This window comes from Rhizobium sp. CF142 (assembly GCF_000281145.1).
GTDB lineage: Bacteria > Pseudomonadota > Alphaproteobacteria > Rhizobiales > Rhizobiaceae > Rhizobium.
In genome coordinates, this window is sequence record NZ_AJWE01000006.1 from 70,024 (window position 1) to 86,725 (window position 16,702).

Annotated in this window: 17 protein-coding genes; 7 read left to right on the plus strand and 10 right to left on the minus strand. The window is 62.2% G+C overall.

From position 1 onward, the window contains the following. Window positions 1-29: 29 nt before the first annotated feature. Window positions 30-287, minus strand: coding sequence for a CrpP-related protein (locus PMI11_RS00585; RefSeq protein ID WP_007812166.1), 258 nt, complete (start codon window positions 285-287; stop codon window positions 30-32). Window positions 288-462: 175 nt separating this feature from the next. Next, the gene (locus tag PMI11_RS00590) at window positions 463-735 is read right to left on the minus strand and encodes a hypothetical protein (protein WP_007812167.1); all 273 of its coding nucleotides are present in this window, start codon (window positions 733-735) and stop codon (window positions 463-465) included. Window positions 736-1,104: 369 nt separating this feature from the next. Here PMI11_RS00590 and PMI11_RS00595 point away from each other — a divergent pair, with 369 nt between their 5' ends. Then, the gene (locus PMI11_RS00595; protein ID WP_007812169.1) at window positions 1,105-2,022 is read left to right on the plus strand and encodes a sterol desaturase family protein; all 918 of its coding nucleotides are present in this window, start codon (window positions 1,105-1,107) and stop codon (window positions 2,020-2,022) included. Window positions 2,023-2,110: 88 nt separating this feature from the next. Then, complete coding sequence (locus tag PMI11_RS00600; RefSeq protein WP_007812171.1) at window positions 2,111-3,151, plus strand: substrate-binding domain-containing protein; 1,041 nt, start codon at window positions 2,111-2,113, stop codon at window positions 3,149-3,151. Between the two features lie 9 nt (window positions 3,152-3,160). Here PMI11_RS00600 and PMI11_RS00605 read toward each other — a convergent pair whose 3' ends face one another. Genes PMI11_RS00605 through PMI11_RS00625 form a run of 5 tightly spaced genes read right to left on the minus strand, consistent with a single transcriptional unit; the run spans window position 3,161 to window position 8,200 of the window. Continuing rightward, the gene (locus PMI11_RS00605) at window positions 3,161-4,426 is read right to left on the minus strand and encodes an ABC transporter substrate-binding protein (RefSeq protein WP_007812173.1); all 1,266 of its coding nucleotides are present in this window, start codon (window positions 4,424-4,426) and stop codon (window positions 3,161-3,163) included. 25 nt (window positions 4,427-4,451) lie between these two features. Then, window positions 4,452-5,291, minus strand: a complete 840-nt coding sequence (locus PMI11_RS00610) for a carbohydrate ABC transporter permease (RefSeq protein ID WP_007812175.1) — start codon at window positions 5,289-5,291, stop codon at window positions 4,452-4,454. After that, window positions 5,288-6,214 (minus strand): carbohydrate ABC transporter permease, encoded by a 927-nt coding sequence (locus tag PMI11_RS00615; protein ID WP_007812178.1) that lies wholly within the window; start codon window positions 6,212-6,214, stop codon window positions 5,288-5,290. Before PMI11_RS00615 ends, PMI11_RS00610 begins: the two co-directional genes overlap by 4 nt. After that, a complete protein-coding gene (locus PMI11_RS00620) occupies window positions 6,207-7,367 on the minus strand; it encodes an ABC transporter ATP-binding protein (protein WP_007812179.1) in 1,161 nt (386 codons plus the stop codon). Before PMI11_RS00620 ends, PMI11_RS00615 begins: the two co-directional genes overlap by 8 nt. Then, complete coding sequence (locus PMI11_RS00625) at window positions 7,364-8,200, minus strand: metallophosphoesterase family protein (protein WP_007812181.1); 837 nt, start codon at window positions 8,198-8,200, stop codon at window positions 7,364-7,366. The genes PMI11_RS00620 and PMI11_RS00625 overlap by 4 nt, the downstream gene beginning before the upstream one ends. Before the next feature lie 235 nt (window positions 8,201-8,435). Here PMI11_RS00625 and PMI11_RS00630 point away from each other — a divergent pair, with 235 nt between their 5' ends. After that, window positions 8,436-8,831 (plus strand): hypothetical protein, encoded by a 396-nt coding sequence (locus tag PMI11_RS00630; RefSeq protein WP_007812185.1) that lies wholly within the window; start codon window positions 8,436-8,438, stop codon window positions 8,829-8,831. A gap of 13 nt (window positions 8,832-8,844) precedes the next feature. Here PMI11_RS00630 and PMI11_RS00635 read toward each other — a convergent pair whose 3' ends face one another. Together PMI11_RS00635 and PMI11_RS00640 are read right to left on the minus strand one after the other, a co-directional pair. Continuing rightward, complete coding sequence (locus tag PMI11_RS00635; RefSeq protein ID WP_007812187.1) at window positions 8,845-9,270, minus strand: PIN domain-containing protein; 426 nt, start codon at window positions 9,268-9,270, stop codon at window positions 8,845-8,847. Further along, window positions 9,267-9,581: a hypothetical protein gene (locus PMI11_RS00640; RefSeq protein ID WP_037070496.1), complete on the minus strand. Its 315-nt coding sequence runs from the start codon at window positions 9,579-9,581 to the stop codon at window positions 9,267-9,269. The genes PMI11_RS00635 and PMI11_RS00640 overlap by 4 nt, the downstream gene beginning before the upstream one ends. A 134-nt stretch (window positions 9,582-9,715) precedes the next feature. Here PMI11_RS00640 and PMI11_RS00645 point away from each other — a divergent pair, with 134 nt between their 5' ends. Continuing rightward, complete coding sequence (locus PMI11_RS00645) at window positions 9,716-10,594, plus strand: hypothetical protein (protein ID WP_244430515.1); 879 nt, start codon at window positions 9,716-9,718, stop codon at window positions 10,592-10,594. Window positions 10,595-10,608: 14 nt separating this feature from the next. On the opposite strand, the gene PMI11_RS00650 is transcribed toward PMI11_RS00645, so the two are convergent. Next, window positions 10,609-11,529 (minus strand): LysR substrate-binding domain-containing protein, encoded by a 921-nt coding sequence (locus PMI11_RS00650; RefSeq protein ID WP_007812195.1) that lies wholly within the window; start codon window positions 11,527-11,529, stop codon window positions 10,609-10,611. 145 nt (window positions 11,530-11,674) lie between these two features. On the opposite strand from PMI11_RS00650, the gene PMI11_RS00655 reads away from it, so the two are divergent. The 3 genes from PMI11_RS00655 to fhuB are packed head-to-tail and all read left to right on the plus strand — an operon-like array spanning window position 11,675 to window position 16,694. After that, on the plus strand, window positions 11,675-13,819 hold the full coding sequence (locus PMI11_RS00655) for a TonB-dependent siderophore receptor (protein WP_007812198.1): 2,145 nt from the start codon (window positions 11,675-11,677) through the stop codon (window positions 13,817-13,819). Beyond that, window positions 13,813-14,730 carry an iron-siderophore ABC transporter substrate-binding protein gene (locus tag PMI11_RS00660; protein WP_007812201.1) on the plus strand — a complete coding sequence of 306 codons (918 nt, stop codon included), beginning with the start codon at window positions 13,813-13,815 and terminating at the stop codon, window positions 14,728-14,730. Before PMI11_RS00655 ends, PMI11_RS00660 begins: the two co-directional genes overlap by 7 nt. Continuing rightward, window positions 14,730-16,694, plus strand: a complete 1,965-nt coding sequence (gene fhuB / locus PMI11_RS00665; protein ID WP_007812202.1) for a Fe(3+)-hydroxamate ABC transporter permease FhuB — start codon at window positions 14,730-14,732, stop codon at window positions 16,692-16,694. Before PMI11_RS00660 ends, fhuB begins: the two co-directional genes overlap by 1 nt. Window positions 16,695-16,702 lie beyond the last annotated feature (8 nt).

Here is a 16,702-nt window from a genome sequence, read left to right on the forward strand (position 1 = left end):
TGGCCGTTGGTGCGTGAACCGCAACCCGATCATGCGTCGAGCGCAGGCCGTTTGGAAAGCGAGATCAGTTCCTTGAAGTGAGTGGCAATTCGGCCTTCGCGACTGGCGTCTTCCGCTTCCCAACCGAATTTCCACGCGTCGTGTCGCGCAAGCCAATCGCCGAGAGCGCCGGTATCACCAGTGGGCATCCTGTGCGCTTCGAGATACGGGTTCTCGTACGCCTTCAATCCGAGCACTCGAGCCCGTGCACCTGCTTCCTGCAAATCGATCAGCTCTTCAATCGTCATACTCAGCCCTCAAACGATGCGATGAGGCTAACATCATCGGCCGCTAACGCAAGTGATTGCTAATTAATGGGTTAATCCGCGAAGATTTGGCTTCGGGACGGTGATCGCGGTCGAATGAGCAAGCCAGCGCTGATGGCTTGCAGGCCATCAGGTTTTTTTGCGTCCCGGGCGGGTGTCAAAGCCGGTTTTGCGGGGGCAGCGGATCGATGTCCGATGAGGTAATCCAGACGCGCCCGTCATAAGCCAGTTCCCCATCCATGAACTTGCGGTCAGCAATACATTCGTAGAGGTCCAGCCTGTCGATGAGCCCCTGGATCATATCACCAGCAGAGGAAGGAAGAGCATCGCCTGCGATGCATACGACCTGATGCAGGCTGCCTTCCGCCATGACGAGAACGGCGTGCGTGCCACAAAGGCGGATTTTACCGGGCACAGTTACGAGCGACATTTTGGCCTCCTACTGAGTTACGGGAGAGTGCGGCTGCGTCTCCTGAAGGCTAGGGAGCCATGGTTAATCAAAGGTTAACATCAATCAATTCGGCAGTCGGATGGTTTGCCACCTCAAAACGACGTAGTGCAGGTCGTGGAAGTTTATATTCGAACTCGGGATGACAAAGGCGCGTGGCTATGCGAATGGCGATCATTGTGATTTGTTCGATTTTGCTCGTTGCTCAGCAGGCGGCAGCCGGGAATGCGGGATGGGAACCCGACCCGACTGGCCGGTAACGGGCCGCCGAAACCCCTGAGGGGGATTCACTCGACGGGCATGACATACGACGAATGAAACGCGATGAGTGACTGTGGGGATCTGAAATCGATGTCGAAAGCCGCTGCCGCTGCAAGATATATTCTTGCTTATCTGTCATGGCCATTGGTGTTCTTCTCCGGCCTGACCGGCGCCTATTTTGGTTTTGCCAGCGGGCATCCGATGGTCGCATTTGCAGCCGTCTATGCCGGTGCGGTCATGCTCCTCTTCCTGCTCGAGCGCATCATTCCCTATGAGGAAGGCTGGCTCTTGCCGGATGGCGAAACGGCGAATGATATTGCCCACACCGTCCTGACCAAGGGGCTCGTCGAACTGGCGGCACTCGCCGGGGTCATCTTTCCGATGCTCGCCGCAGCTCTGCTGCAGCCGATTGCCGCCATGCAGTTCAGCCTTTGGCCGTCATCCTGGCCGACGCTCTTCCAGGCGTCTCTTGCCGTCATCATTGCCGAGTTCGGCCTTTACTGGGCGCACCGCATCGCTCATGAACGGCTGTTCTTCTGGCGCTTCCATGCCCTGCACCATAGTGTCACCCGCCTCTGGGTCATCAATACCGGCCGTTTCCACGTCATCGATTCCCTGTTCAAGATCGCGTTGAGCCAGATCCCGCTCTACCTGCTCGGCGCCCCGCTGCAGGTCTTCTGGTGGCTTGGTGCCGTCACGGCCTTCATCGGCATCCTGACCCATTGCAACGTCGACATGCGGACGGGCCTTTTCGATTTTGTCTTCAGCACGCCCCGGCTTCACCGCTGGCACCATTCGAAGGATCTGCGCGAAGGCAATACCAATTACGGCGAGAATGTCGTGCTGTTCGACCAGCTGTTCGGCACCTATTTCAATCCCGACCGCCCATCCTCGACCGATATCGGCATCAAGGGCCAGATCGCCCCCGGCTTTGTCAGCCAACTGACGCAGCCCTTCACCAAGGACGGCGTGCGCCAGATCCTCGGCCTTAGTCCCAAACGCAGCTGAGGCCGAAAATCGGTCTTTGCCCGTCATCATTTCATGACAATCGACCCGTAAGAGCCTGCAAACCTCGACGGAAACGGACAGGACGGCGATGACGACGTTGAAACAGGTTGCGCTGAGGGCCGGGTGTTCCATGGCGACGGCAAGCCGAGTGCTGAACCTTAGCGGTCCCGTCAGCCAGGCGGCGGCACTTCGCGTGCGTCGCGCTGCAGCCGAGGTCGGCTATCGGGCGGCCGCATCCTCTGCCCGCAGCGGTCGCCGGCCTGTTATCGGCGTGCTGGTGCCGAGTGTGACCAATCCGGTTTTCGCTTCGTCCCTCTCGGGCATCCAGAACCGCATGCTGGTCGCCGGCCATAGCGTTCTCATCGCCCAGTCGAACTACGATCCCGACCAGGAGGCCAATGCCGTGGCAGGGCTGCTCGGCGAGCGGCCGACCGGGCTGATCCTGACGGTCTGTAATGGTGAGACGAGCCCGGCATTGGCGCAGGACCTACCGCCGACCGTGCTGCTTGGCAGCTCTCCGACCGTCCGATATCCGGCTGCCGTTACCGTCAACAATTATGCGGCCGGCTGCCGGCTGACCGAACATCTCTTGTCCATGGGCCACCGGCGCATTCTCTATGTCTCGGGCAGCTTCAGGGCCTCGGACCGCGCGCTTTTGCGCTACCGCGGCTATCTGCAGACGATGGAGGCAGCGGGCGTGGCCTCGCTCGAGGCCGTAGAGGTGCCCTTCGTCAGCGGCTATGACCAGATGGATCTCGGCCAGGCCTTGCGGACATTTTCCCCGACCGCCGTCATCGGCTCGAACGATCTGATCGCGCTTGGCGTCATCGGCGCCATTAATCGCGAGGGGCTCAGTGTCCCCGACGATATCTCGGTTGCCGGCTTCGACGGCATCGCCATCGGCAAGCTCATCAATCCGACGCTGACCTCGATCGAAATGCCCGATCTCAGCATGGGGGCGACGGCGGCCTCGCTGCTCCTCGATATCGTCGAAAACGATGCGCCGCTACGGCATCTGGAATTGTCGCATGCTCTGCGTGTGGGTGGCACGGTGCGGAATCTCCTGAACGAAGAAACCGCCGCACCCGAGGGGTACGGCGGTTCCGGATCGAGACCGCGAGCGGCCTAGCATTCAGATTTAGCTGCGCGGCAGCATGCCTTCGACGTCGGCGGCTGCGTCGTCGAGCGCTTCCTTCGGCTCGGCCGAGCCATCCACGATGCGCGACAGGTTGTCGACGATCGTCTGCGTGACCTTGACGCCGTTGGTGCCGGGGAAGGCGTACCACGGGATCATCCGCGGCATCTGGCTGAGGCCGGCCTGAAAGAGCGGGTTCTTCTTGTAGAAGTCGCCGAGATATTCGGCGGACTTGGCGGCAAGCTCGTTGTTCGGCACATAACCGGTGCCGGGAACGACGACGGAGGCGCCATAGGGGCCGGCGGCGAACTTGGCGAACTTCCAGGCGGCATCCTGCTTTGCCGGGTCCTTGGCGAGGATGACGACGGCGTTGCCGCCGGTCGGCAGATGGCCCTTGTCCGGATCGATCAGCGGAATCTGGGCGGTGCGCAGATCGAACTTTGTGCCGACATTCTTGATCGTATTGACGAGCGCGCCGGTCGTCTGGAACTCGAAACCGACCTTGCCGGCTGCGAAGGCCTGTTCGCCCGCGGCCTTGGTGAAGACCGGCATGCCGCCTTCCTTGACGAAGCGGCTGATCAGCCCGACGGCCTTCTGGCCCTCGGGACCGTTGAAGGCGACCTTCTGCTCGTCGTCGCTCAGCATCTTGCCGCCAGCGCCGAAGAGCAGGGCGGAGAACATCCAGTCGTCGCCCTGCCAGCGGAAGTCCATGCCGTCGACGCCATTACCGAGCGCCTTGATCTTGCCTGCGAGCGCGATCACTTCATCCCAGGTCTTCGGAGGGGTATCCGGGTTGCCGCCGGCTGCCTTCACGAGATCGGCATTGTAATACATGATCGGGTTGGAGGTGGCGAAGGCAAGGCCGACCTGCTTGCCCTTGACCTGGGCGAGCTTCAGGATCGTGTCCGAGAAGCCCTTCTCTGCCATGTTGCCTTCCTTCTGGACGAGCGGCGTCATGTCGACGGCGACGTTGCGCTCGTTCAGCATGCGCAGGCGGTTCAGCCCGATGAAGGTGACGTCGGGCATTTCAGACGTGCCTGCCTGGCGCAGGATCAGCTGGATGCCGTCTTCATAGGTCGCCGAGGGAGCGGCGAACTGGATCTTGATATCGGGGTTTTCTTCCATGAACTTCTTCGAGATCGTGTCCATCACGTCCTTGAAGAAGCCCGGCATCGGGTAGTGGATCGTCAGCGTCGTTTCGGCGTGGGCCGGCAGTGCTGCCGCCACGGACAGAGCCGCTGCTGCGAGGAACTGGGTGAAATGCTTCATCGCTCGTTCTCCTGGGTTCAGCCGGTCAGCCTTTGAGACCGGTCATGGTGATGCCCTCGACGAAGCGTTTCTGCGCCAGCAGGAAAGCCGCAACGAGGGGAATGGTGATGATGATGGTGGCCGCCATCAGCGCGCCGTAGTCGTCGCCGGCTTCGGCGGCGCGGAAGTTCATCAGGCCGAGCGGCGGAGTGGCGTAGCCGGGCTTCGAGATGACGATCAGCGGCCAGTAGAGGTCGTTCCAATGGGCGACGACCGAAAAGATCGCAAAGGCCGTCACCGCCGGCCAGGCATTCGGCACGATGACGCGCGAAACGATGCCGAGTTCGGACATGCCGTCGAGACGCGCTGCATGGATCAGGTCGTCGGGCATGGCGCGGAAGAACTGCAGGAACAGGAAGATCGCAAAGACCGAGATGGTGAAGGGCGCGACCAACGCCGTATAGCCGTTGAGCAGCGACAGGTTGTCGAAGGCGACATAGAGCGGCAGCGCCGTTGCATGGATCGGCACCAGCAGGCCGAGTAGCACGAGTACCATCATCAGGCGGGCGGCACGGAACTTCAGCTTAGCCATGGCATAGGCGCAGGGTATGGCGACGACCACCTGGAAGACGAAGATCAGCGCGCAGACCACGAAGCCGTTCCACAAGAGCGTGCCCATCGCCACCTTGTCGAGTGCCTTGGTGAAATTCTGCACGTAGAAGAAATGCGTCGGGATCAGCGAGAGCGCGGCGGTGAAGATGTCGTCCTGCGATTTGCCGGCCGCCGATATCATGAAGATATAGGGCGCGAGGAAGATGATCGCGCCGAGGAGGAGCAGAGCAAGGCGGATCAGCCGGCCGAGGGTGAATGGAGAGCGCGTCTTCATGAGTAGTGCACCCGCCGATCGAGGAAGCGGTATTGCAGGAACATCATCACCACGAGGATGGCGAGGAAGACCACGGTCATGGCCGAGGCATAGCCGACCTTCATGTAGACGAAGCCCTCCTGATAGATGGTGAAGAGCAAGACTTCGGAGGCGTGATTGGGGCCACCATCCGTCAGCGTCTTGACGGTCTCGAAGGTCTTCACCGCATTGATGACGCTGATCGTGGTGACGAAGAGCGCCGTCGGCCCGAGCATCGGCCAGGTGACGAGGAAAAAGCGGTCGAGCGAGGATTTGGCGCCGTCGATCTCTGCAGCGGCATAAAGCTCGCGCGGGATCGCGGTGAGGCCTGCCAGGAACAGTACCATGTTGAAGCCGACCGTCTGCCACACACCGATGATGGAGAGGCTGTAGAGCGCGGTTGCCGAGGAGCCGAGCCAGTTCGGCTTCGGAAGGCCCGCGAGACCGATCAGCGCATTGATGGGGCCGATGGTCGGGTGGAAGAGATATTGCCAGACGGTCGCCATGGCGACGATCAGCGAGACGACGGGGAGGAAATAGGCAGTGCGGAAGACGCTCTTTCCCCAGCCCTCGCTCTCGATCAGCATGGCCACACCGAGGCCGAGCAGGATCGAGACGGGCGCGACGATCGCTGTATAGACCGTCGTGTTCCACAGCGACTTGCGGAAGGCGCGGTCGGAAAAGAGCTCGGCATAATTCTCGAAGCCGACGAAACGGAACTTGCCGGCGCCGAGCTCGAAATCGGTAAAGCCGAGGACGACGACGGCGACGATAGGCAGCAGCACGAAGAGGACGATCAGGATAATCGCTGGCAGCGTCAGCAGCCAGGCCGTCTGTGCCTCGCGTCGCTCATGCCTGACGGATGGTGCGACCGACCGGATCTCGCCTGCGGCAATGCTAGCCATGGGCCTTCTCCCTGCTGGTATCGGCGGGAAGGGCGGCAGTGCGCAGCCGGCGGCCGTCGGGTGCAAAGACCATGGCCTTGTCGGGCTGAAAGGAGAGGGCGACGGGCAGGCCGGCAGAAAGGCCTGCGGCATCGGCCGGCGCAAGCTTGGCAAGTACGGTCTCGCCGATCGCATTGAGACGGCAGAACAGGATCACCTCGGAACCGAGGAATTCCATGCGCTCGATGCGGCCGGGAAGCGAGGTCTGGCCCTCTGCTGCAAGCCGCACGAATTCCGGACGGATGCCGATCGTCACGTCGGAACCGGCAAGATTGGGTTCCAGCGTGAGCCTGATATCGCCGAAAGCAATCGTTCCGCGATCGGCGCGCGCCGGTAAGAGATTGATGCGCGGCTGGCCGACGAAGCGGGCGACCTCGATATGAGCGGGATCGTCATAGATGACTTGCGGTGCTGCCAGCTGCAAAAGCTGGCCGCCGATCATCACGGCGACGCGGTCGGCCATGGAGAGCGCCTCGGCCTGATCATGGGTGACATAGACGGTCGGCACGCCGGCGCGGCGATGTAATTCGACGATTTCGCCGCGTGCATGGACGCGCAGATTGGCGTCGAGGTTCGACAGCGGTTCGTCCATCAAGAAGACGCTCGGATGGCGCACCATGGCGCGGGCAAGTGCTACGCGCTGGCGCTGACCGCCAGACATCTGGCCAGGCTTGCGCTCCAGCAGATGGTCGATCTTCAGAGCTTTGGCCGTCTCCTGCACGTCGCGAGAAATGCCGGAACGAATGGCCCGGTAGCCGGGCATGACAGGGCCGAGGAAGGGAAGACGCTGAATGCGGCTTAAGCGCCGCATGGCCAGCGGCACGGCGATATTCTGGCCGGCCGTCAGATGCGGATAGAGCGCGTAGGACTGGAAGACCATGGCAATGTTGCGGTCTGCGGCCGCCACACTGGACATTTCCCGCCCGCCGATGACGATCTCGCCGGTGTCGGCATGGTCGAGGCCGGCAAGGATGCGCAGGAGCGTGCTCTTGCCGCAGCCCGAGGGGCCAACGAGGGCGATGAATTCGCCCGACTGCACGTCGAGGCTGATGTTCTTGAGAATGGCGTTGTCGCCATAGGACTTGGAAATGGCCGAAAGGGTCAGCGCGCTCATTGCGCAGGCTCCTTCTGCACCTTGTGGGCCTCGTGCGGATAGACTTCGGCGACCACATCGTCGAGCACATGCGCCACCATGCCTGATATAGCGACGATCTCGCTTGTGACGTCGTCGCCGAGATCGTGAAGCACCGCTCCAACAAGCTTCTCGCCCGGCATCTCTCGCTCCATCGTGCCGATGATGAAGGCGGCGGACGGTCCCCAGACGAGCGACGTGTCATTGAAGCGGCCCTTCCAGGCCCAGTGCAGGTGGCCGCTGGCATAGAGCCCGACATCATGGGCGGCGATCAGATCGTAAAGCCTCTGCCGCTGAGCCGGGCGGATGCTCCAGTAGCCGGTGTCGCCTTCATCGGGCGTATCGACGAAGAGCGGCTTATGGGCAAACATCGCGATGCGCCGGCCGGAGCGCTCGGCAAGCGCCTTTTCCAGCCATGCGAATTGCGTTTCCTGCTCGTCATTCTCCATGCCCATCAGCAGGCTGTCGAGGCCGATGAGGCGCCAGTTGCCGGCATCCTCCAGCCAGTAATCCGGGCCTACGAGGTTGCGCCAGCGGCTGAGCCTTGTCGCATCGACCGGCTGGAGCGAACCCGGCAGATGGCCGACATCATGATTGCCCGGAACGATCAGCATCGGGATCTTCACCTGCTGCATCAGCTCCATGCAGAAGATAAGGTCCTCGTCCTTGTCGGCGCCATCGACGGCAAGATCGCCGGTATGGACGACGAGATCCGCGCCGCTGCCGTTGATCCAGTCCGCAAGCGGCTGCCAGTTGCCGTTGAAATGCGGTATCGACGGGCTGAAATGCGTGTCGGTGATCTGGACGATTTTCATGCCGGCGCTCTCCAATAAGGCCCGCGGCAGATTTCCGGCGGCAGGCAATGCTGATGCCGCCTCTTTAGAGCGCCCCAATGTCAGGCGGGTTACAAGCGTTTCCACCCTTGTTCCAATTGCGTCGTGGAATTGTCATGAAGGCGGATCGCGGCTGACGCCAAAGCCGCAATGTATCGGCAACCCATCGGCCCTATCCGTCTTGGCGAGGATAAATCCACGCGCGAAGGACCGATCGATGAAGATAAGGAAACGGAGTTGGCCGCGGCCAATTCTTCTCGGCTGCGCCTTGCTTGCGGCCACGTTCATGCTGGCAGCCTGTGCCTCGCAGATTATGAAGAGCTATGTCGGCGTGCCGATCAGCAGCGTCATGCTGGATTACGGCCCGCCCGACAATGTCTATGAGATGCGCCCTGGTGAGCGGGCCTATCAATGGCGCAAGGACAAGACGCAGGTGGTCTCCGGCGGCTCCAGCGGCGAGCTACGCCAGACACGCCGCGGCGAACGCTACGAGGTGACGGAGACGCCTGGTTATGTCGAGCGGACGGAATGTTTCTACACCTTCTACACCCGCAATTCCGGCGGCCAATGGTATGTGACGAGTTTCAGGCAGCCGCAGCTCGAGTGCGAGTGAACCCGCGCTTCAATCAAGCGCGCATCGGGTTGATAAGATCGATGCCGGCGAAGTCCCGCTCATTGTCCGTCACGACGATGCAATCATTTGCCCCCGCGACGGCCGCGATGATCATGTCGAGACCGCTGCGGGGCCTGCCTGCCGCCTTGCCGTCGGCCATCAGTCGCGCCCAGATCAAACCGGCCTTGTCGTCGAAGGGCAGGATGCGCCCCGCAAAAAGGGCTTGCGGTCGCTCCGCGCCGCAGAACCAGGCATCGAGGGCATCCCGCCTCTTGCCGCGAGGGCTTTCCAGGATGCCGCGGCGGATCTCCGCAACCGTAAGTGCTGCGATGAACAGATCCTCGTCACGCTGGCTCGCCCACCATGACAGCAGCGATTCAGATGGTTGCGGTTTGATGACGTTGCTGATGATGTTCGTATCGAGAAGGTATCGGGTCACAGATCGACCTTACGTCCTTCCTCGCGCGGTCGTAACAGATCGAGCTCGGCCCCGACAAGCGGCGAACGGCGCAAGGCAGCAAGGATGCCGCCGGATTCGGGAGGTTCGCCGCCAATCAATGCCTTGACGGCCGTGCGTGCTTCGTCAGCCGCCGGCCCGTCTTCAGCCAGATGGCGGGCCAGGGAGCGGATCAGTTCTCGGTCCGACTCCAGGGCGACCACTTCAAATCGCTTGAAACCGCGTTGAGAAAGGCGCTTGCGGTATTTGTCGATGGCCTTCTTCTGCGCGGCATTGGCCACGGTATCCTCCATGATCTATATCCAGATATATAGCCAATGATGGTCGTTGATACAAGCGCCACAGGCCTCGCAGCCCCATCCATCACCTGGCGCCAGAGATCTGAACTCCTACCTTGGTGGCACGCTGACCTTCACCCCTACGGCAGGTGATCGCCACGTCGGAAGTCACCGCCACGCAGCCGATTGACCTGTCGTTGATACCGGGCAGCGTGACCCAGCAGCATTTTATCGATTGGCTTCTCGCGTCCTTAAGCGCCGTCTGGCAAGCTTCTGCTGACGATGGAGAGACCATGACCCGCAAAAGCTTCGCGATATATAGCAGCGTGTTCACCGCTCTGTGGATTGCCCTCATCGGCGGGTTTCCGTTTCTCCTCTTTGCTGCCGTGAAGATGACCGCCTGCGCGGCCGACACCTGCGGCGCCGTCGCTCTGATATTCGGCCTGTTTGGCCGCATCATCGTGGTATTCGTCTACGCCGTCGCGATGCTGACGTTCATTGCGAGGCGATGCGCGCGTGCGGGCTTGAGCGTCTTGTGGACGCTTGCCGGGGTGCTGTGGCTGCTCGCAGCCCGTGATGTTCTTCTTGCCGGGCTCAATTTCTGGGCTGTCGGTTTTTCCCTCGGCATATTGTCATTCAGATTTCCCGTAACGCTGCTCTTCTTCTTCGCCTTCATCATCTTCCTGTCTTTCTGGAAAGGAGAGGATGAAAACCGCGCCGGCGCGCTCACGATCTCCTGGCGGTTTGCGGGCATCAGCGCGTTTGTCTCGGCGATGATCTCCGCGGTCATCTGCATCCCGATAGTCGCATCATTCGGCTGGATCGTGGGCTTGCCGCCGCGGTCCACCATTGACCTGATGTTTCTGATGGACCGCGTTCTGAGCCTCAGGCTCGGGGAACATTGGATCACATATGTCACGGAGCTATGGGTGCTTCTGGTTATCTTCGTCGGTGCGCTGGGGTATCTCGTCGTTAGCCAGAGACGCGCAGATGGACGATCAATGCCGTCGGACCCGAAGCCTGTATGACCGCATTCCAACGATCAGTTGCGAAGAGACAGTAGCTGCTCCCGGTGCCGGGCGATAAAGGCTTTGACCGCCGGAGCGCCTTCGCCCTTCCGGTAAGCGATCGCCACGTCGGACGTCACCGTCACGCTCTGAAGCGGCCGGTAGCGGATATCGGGCAGTTCCACCCGGCTCATGGATTGCGGTACCAGCGCGATGCCGGTGCCGATGCCGACGAGGGCGGCGATCTCGGTGAAGTCGTGTGCAATGGCCTTGACGGAGGGTTCGAAGCCCGCCTCCCGGCAGGCCTGCAGCGTGTTGCGGTGAAAGCCGATTTCTGGCGGCTGCCGCGGTGTAATGAATATGTCGGCCGCCAGCCGGGCGAGTGTATCGATGGGTCGCTCCGCGAATTCATGGTCGCTTGGAACCATGGCGACCAGCGGCTCGCGCAGCACGACCTGCACGGAAACGCCAGGCGGTATTGGCGCCGGCGCGCGGATATAGCCGAAATCGAGCAGACCGTCGGCAATGCGCTGCAGCTGCTGACGCAGCTCCATTTCCTGCAGTTCGACCTCGACATAGGGATAGTCGCGCTTGAAGTCCCTGATCGAGCCGACAACCGCGCCGGAATAGGCGGCGGACGCGACATAGCCGATCGAGATGCGCCCGCTTTCGCCGCGCCCGGCGCGGTTAATGGCGGCGACCGTCGCCTCGGTCTGGACCAGGACTTTCCGAGCCTCCTGAAACAGGGTCTCGCCCGAATGCGTGAGCTGCACGCCGCGCCGGCTCCGATCGAGCAGCGGCGTGCCGACAATCTTTTCGAGGCTCCTGATCTGCTGGCTGAGACCCGGCTGGGCGATGCCCAGCCTGACAGCCGCACGTTCGAAATTCCGCTCTTCGACCAGGGTCACGAAATATCGCAGGTGCCGGAGTTCGAAGCCGGGGTCGGTCAGCGCCAAATTTCTCTCCTGGAAGAATTCGAATCTATGACATCGGGCGAGTTTCATAACCCAGGCTTATAAAAAATTCGAGCCGCGTTTATTGGACCTTCGAAAAATAACATGATTAGAAAAATCCAGTTTTACGGCATATAACGAGCCCCCAATGACTGGTTCTCTTCAATTCCTCAAATTTGCTTCGACCACAGCACTGGCAAGCGCGCTTCTGGCGCCGCTGTTTCCGGCGGCCGCGCAAGAGGCCAATCCGACGACGCTTGCCCCGATCGTCGTCAGCGGCTCCCAGGACGAGGACCCGACGGCGCCGGTAAAGGGCTTCGTTGCCCGGACGAGTGCTACGGCGACCAAGACCGGCACGCCGCTCATCGAAACCCAGCAATCGATCTCAGTGCTGACGGCTGACCAGCTGAAGTCACAGGATGCCGAAACCGTCGGCCAGGCGCTCGATTACGTGCCCGGTGTCGTCGGCGAGCCCTATGGCGCCGACCCGCGTTTCGATTCACCGCGTATCCGCGGTTTCGACAGCCGCCAGGCGCAGTTCCTCAACGGGTTGCGCATGATGCGCACGGCCGGAGCGCCGGCGGTCGATCCCTATCAGCTCGAGCGTATCGAAGTGCTGCGCGGCCCGGCTTCTGTCATGTATGGCCAGGGCAATCCGGGTGGCATGATCAATCTCATCAGCAAGCGGCCGGTCTTCGAACGCTTCGGCGAAGTCGGCATTCAGGCCGGCAGTTACGACACCTACGGCACCTATTTCGATTTCGGTGACATCATGCCCGGCAATTCCGATTTCGCCTATCGTCTGACGGGGCTTGCAAGGACGGCCTCGGCGCAGGTCGACGAGCTGGACAATGACCGCTACTTCATCGCCCCGGCGCTGACCTGGCAGCCGGACGACGATACCAAGCTGACGATCCTGACCAGCATCCAGCACGACAATCCGAGCACGCCATCCGGTCTGCCGCCTGCACTCACCCTCAATGCGACGGGCGCCAACCGCCTGTCGCGGGATTTCTTCGTCGGCGACAAGAGCTTCGACAAATCGGACCGGACGCTCACCAATCTTGGCTATGAATTCGAGCATCGCCTGAACGACACCTGGACCTTCCGCCAGAACCTTCGCTACCAGAATTTAGACTGGAACTATAAGGCGCTCGGCATGGCGACATCAGGCCTTACCGGTGGCAGGACCATCAACCGCAATGCCACCATACAGGACGAGCTTCTCAACACCTTCAACGTCGACAACAACCTGCTTGCGGAATTCTATACCGGGGAGGTCCAGCACAAGATGCTGTTTGGTCTCGACTATCGCTATTATAGCAACAATGTCGGCACGCAGTTCTGGCGCGCCACGCCGCTCGATGCCTTCAATCCGGTCTATGGCTCGGTCAAGCTGATCGCCCCGACGCTCAGCACCTATGTCGATTCCACCATGACGCAGGTCGGCCTCTATGTGCAGGACGAACTCGCCTATGAGAACTGGCGCGCAACGGCAGCCCTTCGCCAAGACTGGGCAAGCACCGAGGGAACGTCGACGAACCGGCTGACGGGTGTGTCGCGCTCACTAGACAAGGACGACCAGAAGCTGACCGGCCGCGCTGGCCTCAGCTATGTCTTCGACAATGGCATCGCCCCCTATATCAGCTATGCCACCTCCTTCGAGCCAGTACCCGTGCCGGCGACCGGTGGGCCTCTGCAGCCGACGACCGGCGAACAGGTTGAAGTGGGCGTCAAATACCAGCCGGAGGGCTGGAACGGCTTCTTCACTGTTGCCGCCTACGATCTGAAGCAGAAGAATGTGTTGACGACCTTTGCTCTGCCCTCTGGCGGCACGGCGACGGGGCAGATCGGCGAAGTCGACGTCAAGGGCATCGAACTCGAAGGCGTCACCAGCCTCACCGACGGCCTCGATCTGCGCGCCGCCTACACTTACATGCAGGCCGAAATCGTCGGCGGTGTCGACGATGGCAAGCGCCCGGACAACGTGCCGGAGCACGCGGCCAGCCTCTGGCTCGACTACACCTTCCCCGAGGATACCGCGCTCAAAGGCTTCGGTCTCGGCGGCGGCGTGCGTTATGTCGGCCAGCGCTACGGCGATACCAAGAACTCGCTCGATCTTGACGCCGTCACCCTCTTCGATGCAGCAGTGCATTACAAGAAGGACAATGTGACCGCCTCGCTGAACTTCAAGAACCTTGCCGACAAGGATTATGTTGCAAGCTGCAGCTCCTTCGGCTGCACCTATGGCGATGGCAGAACGGTGATGGGCAAGCTGACCTTTCAATGGTGAGTGAATTTCGAGACGTATATGGACGGGGCATCAGCCGTCGGCAGGCACTTGCGCTGCTGGCGGCTTTCGCTATTCCCGACAAGGCCTTTGCGGAAACGCTCCAATTCCCGCCAAAGCGCATCGCGGCAATCGACTGGGCCATGCTGGAAACGCTGGTGGCACTCGGAATCATGCCAGTTGCCGCGACCGAGCTCGTGCAGTTCCGCAAGGATGCGGTCGAGCCCATGCTGGACGAGAGCGTAGCCGATCTCGGCCTGCGTGGATCGCCGAACCTCGAACTCCTGCGCCTGCTACGCCCGGACCTCATTCTGATTTCGCCCTTCTATGTCAGGTTTGAGGCGAGCTTTCGGGCGATTGCGCCTGTCCTGTCGCTGCCCTTCTATAACAGGGGCGAGCCGCCCTATCAGAAGGCGGTGGATGCCGTTTCGGCACTCGCAAAGGAGCTTGGCCTCGAAGCGCGCGGCCGCGAAGTCGTGGCTGAACAGTCAGCTCTTGTCGAGGAGGCGCGCCTCAGCCTGCAGGGATTTGCCGCGCGCCCGACCTATCTCGTCAATATCGGCGATGCGAGGCATGTCCGCGTCTTCGGCGCTGACAGCATGTTCGGCGATGTCCTGTCTCGCCTCGACCTGCCGAATGCCTGGACGGATCGCTCCCGCTATACGTTCGCAGCGCCCGTGCCGATCGAAAACCTCGCCGCAGAGCCTCAGGCGCGCATCGTCATCATCTCCGATATCCCGGTCGAAGCCCGCAACGGCCTGAAGAACAGCATGATCTGGCAATCGCTGCAGCCGGTGCGCTCTGGCCGCGTGCTGATGCTTTCCAATATCAATCCCTATGGCGGCATCTTGGCGGCCGCCCGCTTCACGCGGCTTTTCAAGGCGGCGATGCTGTCGTCAGGGGAAAGGCAGTGATGAGACCCGCCGCACTCGCCTCCGCGTTTCTCGCCCTTGTCGCCTCGGCCGGCCTCTTCCTGTCGGCGGCACTCAGCGATCTGCCTTTTGCTGACTGGCCGTCCTTGCCCTTCGATGCCGGGCAGATGACGACGCAGCAGATCATTTTCGCCTATGCCGTCCTGCCGCGCGGGGCGGTTGCGATTCTGGCTGGTGCGGCCCTCGGGCTTGCCGGCGCCCTCTTGCAGCGCCTCCTGCGCAACCCGATCGCCGATCCCTCCACGCTCGGCGTTTCCTCCGGCGCACAGCTTGCGATCGTCGCTGCTACATTGTTCTTTCCCGAGGTGCTCGATGGCTACCGCGGGCTTGTCGCGCTTGCCGGTGCGGCCGTGGCAACGGCTCTCGTCTTCCTGCTCGGCTGGCGGCGCAACTTCGAGCCCATCACCATGGCGGTCTCCGGCCTTCTCGTCGGCATCACCTGCAATGCGCTATCGGCGGCGATGACGCTCTCGCAGGGCGAATATCTGATGTCATTGGTGACCTGGAACGGCGGCTCGCTCAGCCAGCAGGACTGGTCGGCGACGGTAAGCCTCGGCCTCGAACTGCTGCTCGGCCTCGCCATCACCCTCCTGTTGTTGCGCCCGCTTGCCCTGCTCGGTCTCGGCGACAGCAGCGCTCGCTCGCTGGGCGTCGCACTCGCCGGCACACGCATTGCCGTTGCAAGCCTTGCCGTGGCGCTCAGTGCCGGCGTTGCCGCCGCCGTCGGGCTTGTCAGCTTCGTCGGCCTTGCCGCCCCGGCGCTGGTGCGCCTGCTCGGCATCCGCACGACGCGCAGCATCTTGCTTTTGTCGCCTGTTGCCGGTGGTCTTTTACTCTGGTTCTGCGATGGCATCGTCCAGCTCGTCGCCTCCTCGACGGGCGAAACCTTCCCGACGGGATCGGTGACGGCCTTGATCGGCGGGCCGCTGCTGCTCTGGCTGCTGCCGCAGGTGCGCGCCGTCGAGCCGCCGCAGCCGCCTGATAGCGTCGTCGTTTCCCGCGCACCGCTGTCGCGCCTCGTCCTCATCTCCTGCCTGCTGCCGCCGCTTGCCTGGGCGGCCCTCTGCGTTGCGCGCCTGCCGGACGGATGGACGCTGCTCCGCGGCGATCTCTTCTGGGAACTCTTCCCCGCCCGCTGGCCGCGGCTGGTCGCATCGGCCGCTGCCGGCGGGTTGCTTGCCATGGCGGGCACCATGCTGCAGCGCCTGACCGGCAATCCGATGGCAAGCCCTGAGGTGCTGGGTGTCAGCGGCGGGGCCGGCGTCGGTTATGCCGTTGCCTTGAGCTTCTCCGCCAATGCCGGTGCGCCTGCCCTCTTTCTTGGCGCCGGCGGCGGTGCAATCGTCGTGCTTGTCATCGTGGCACTCTTTGCCGCCCGCCGGCATCTGCCGCCCGAACGCCTGCTGCTCGCAGGCATTTCCGTCAGCGCCTTTTCGTCGGCGATCCTGAGCGCGCTTCTTGCTGTCGGCGATCAGCGCGCCTGGCAGATCCTCGCCTGGCTCGGCGGCTCGGCTGCGGCGGCCACGCCGGATACGGCTGCGTTCCTCGCCGGCCTCACCGTTGTCATCCTGATCGTCGGCCTGATCTTCACGCGATGGCTGACGATCCTGCCACTCGGCGCGCCGACGGCGCTTGCGTTCGGCTTGCCGCTTGTCGGTGCCCGCATGCTGATGGTGCTGACGTCAGGCATTGCGACCGCTGCAGCCTCGCTGCTTGTCGGCCCCTTGAGCTTTGTCGGCCTGATGGCCCCGCACATCGCCCACCGTGCTGGCTTCGAAAAGGCTGGCAGTAGGCTGCTCGCCTCCGCCGTCATCGGCGCCGTGCTGATGGTGATCGCCGATCTCGGCGCCCGCACCGTCACTTTTCCCTATGAGCTGCCGCTCGGCCTCTTTGCGGCCTTCGCCGGCGCGCCTTACCTTGTCTGGATGATAGGCAAAAGGCCGTGAGAGCGGCC

Excerpts from the sequence above, each read along its gene's own strand:
- PMI11_RS00585 (WP_007812166.1), bottom strand. The coding sequence starts at position 287 with ATGACGATTGAAGAGCTGATCGATTTGCAGGAAGCAGGTGCACGGGCT.
- PMI11_RS00590 (WP_007812167.1), bottom strand. The coding sequence starts at position 735 with ATGTCGCTCGTAACTGTGCCCGGTAAAATCCGCCTTTGTGGCACGCAC.
- PMI11_RS00595 (WP_007812169.1), top strand. The coding sequence starts at position 1,105 with ATGTCGAAAGCCGCTGCCGCTGCAAGATATATTCTTGCTTATCTGTCA.
- PMI11_RS00600 (WP_007812171.1), top strand. The coding sequence starts at position 2,111 with ATGACGACGTTGAAACAGGTTGCGCTGAGGGCCGGGTGTTCCATGGCG.
- PMI11_RS00605 (WP_007812173.1), bottom strand. The coding sequence starts at position 4,426 with ATGAAGCATTTCACCCAGTTCCTCGCAGCAGCGGCTCTGTCCGTGGCG.
- PMI11_RS00610 (WP_007812175.1), bottom strand. The coding sequence starts at position 5,291 with ATGAAGACGCGCTCTCCATTCACCCTCGGCCGGCTGATCCGCCTTGCT.
- PMI11_RS00615 (WP_007812178.1), bottom strand. The coding sequence starts at position 6,214 with ATGGCTAGCATTGCCGCAGGCGAGATCCGGTCGGTCGCACCATCCGTC.
- PMI11_RS00620 (WP_007812179.1), bottom strand. The coding sequence starts at position 7,367 with ATGAGCGCGCTGACCCTTTCGGCCATTTCCAAGTCCTATGGCGACAAC.
- PMI11_RS00625 (WP_007812181.1), bottom strand. The coding sequence starts at position 8,200 with ATGAAAATCGTCCAGATCACCGACACGCATTTCAGCCCGTCGATACCG.
- PMI11_RS00630 (WP_007812185.1), top strand. The coding sequence starts at position 8,436 with ATGAAGATAAGGAAACGGAGTTGGCCGCGGCCAATTCTTCTCGGCTGC.
- PMI11_RS00640 (WP_037070496.1), bottom strand. The coding sequence starts at position 9,581 with ATGGAGGATACCGTGGCCAATGCCGCGCAGAAGAAGGCCATCGACAAA.
- PMI11_RS00655 (WP_007812198.1), top strand. The coding sequence starts at position 11,675 with ATGACTGGTTCTCTTCAATTCCTCAAATTTGCTTCGACCACAGCACTG.
- PMI11_RS00660 (WP_007812201.1), top strand. The coding sequence starts at position 13,813 with ATGGTGAGTGAATTTCGAGACGTATATGGACGGGGCATCAGCCGTCGG.
- fhuB (WP_007812202.1), top strand. The coding sequence starts at position 14,730 with ATGAGACCCGCCGCACTCGCCTCCGCGTTTCTCGCCCTTGTCGCCTCG.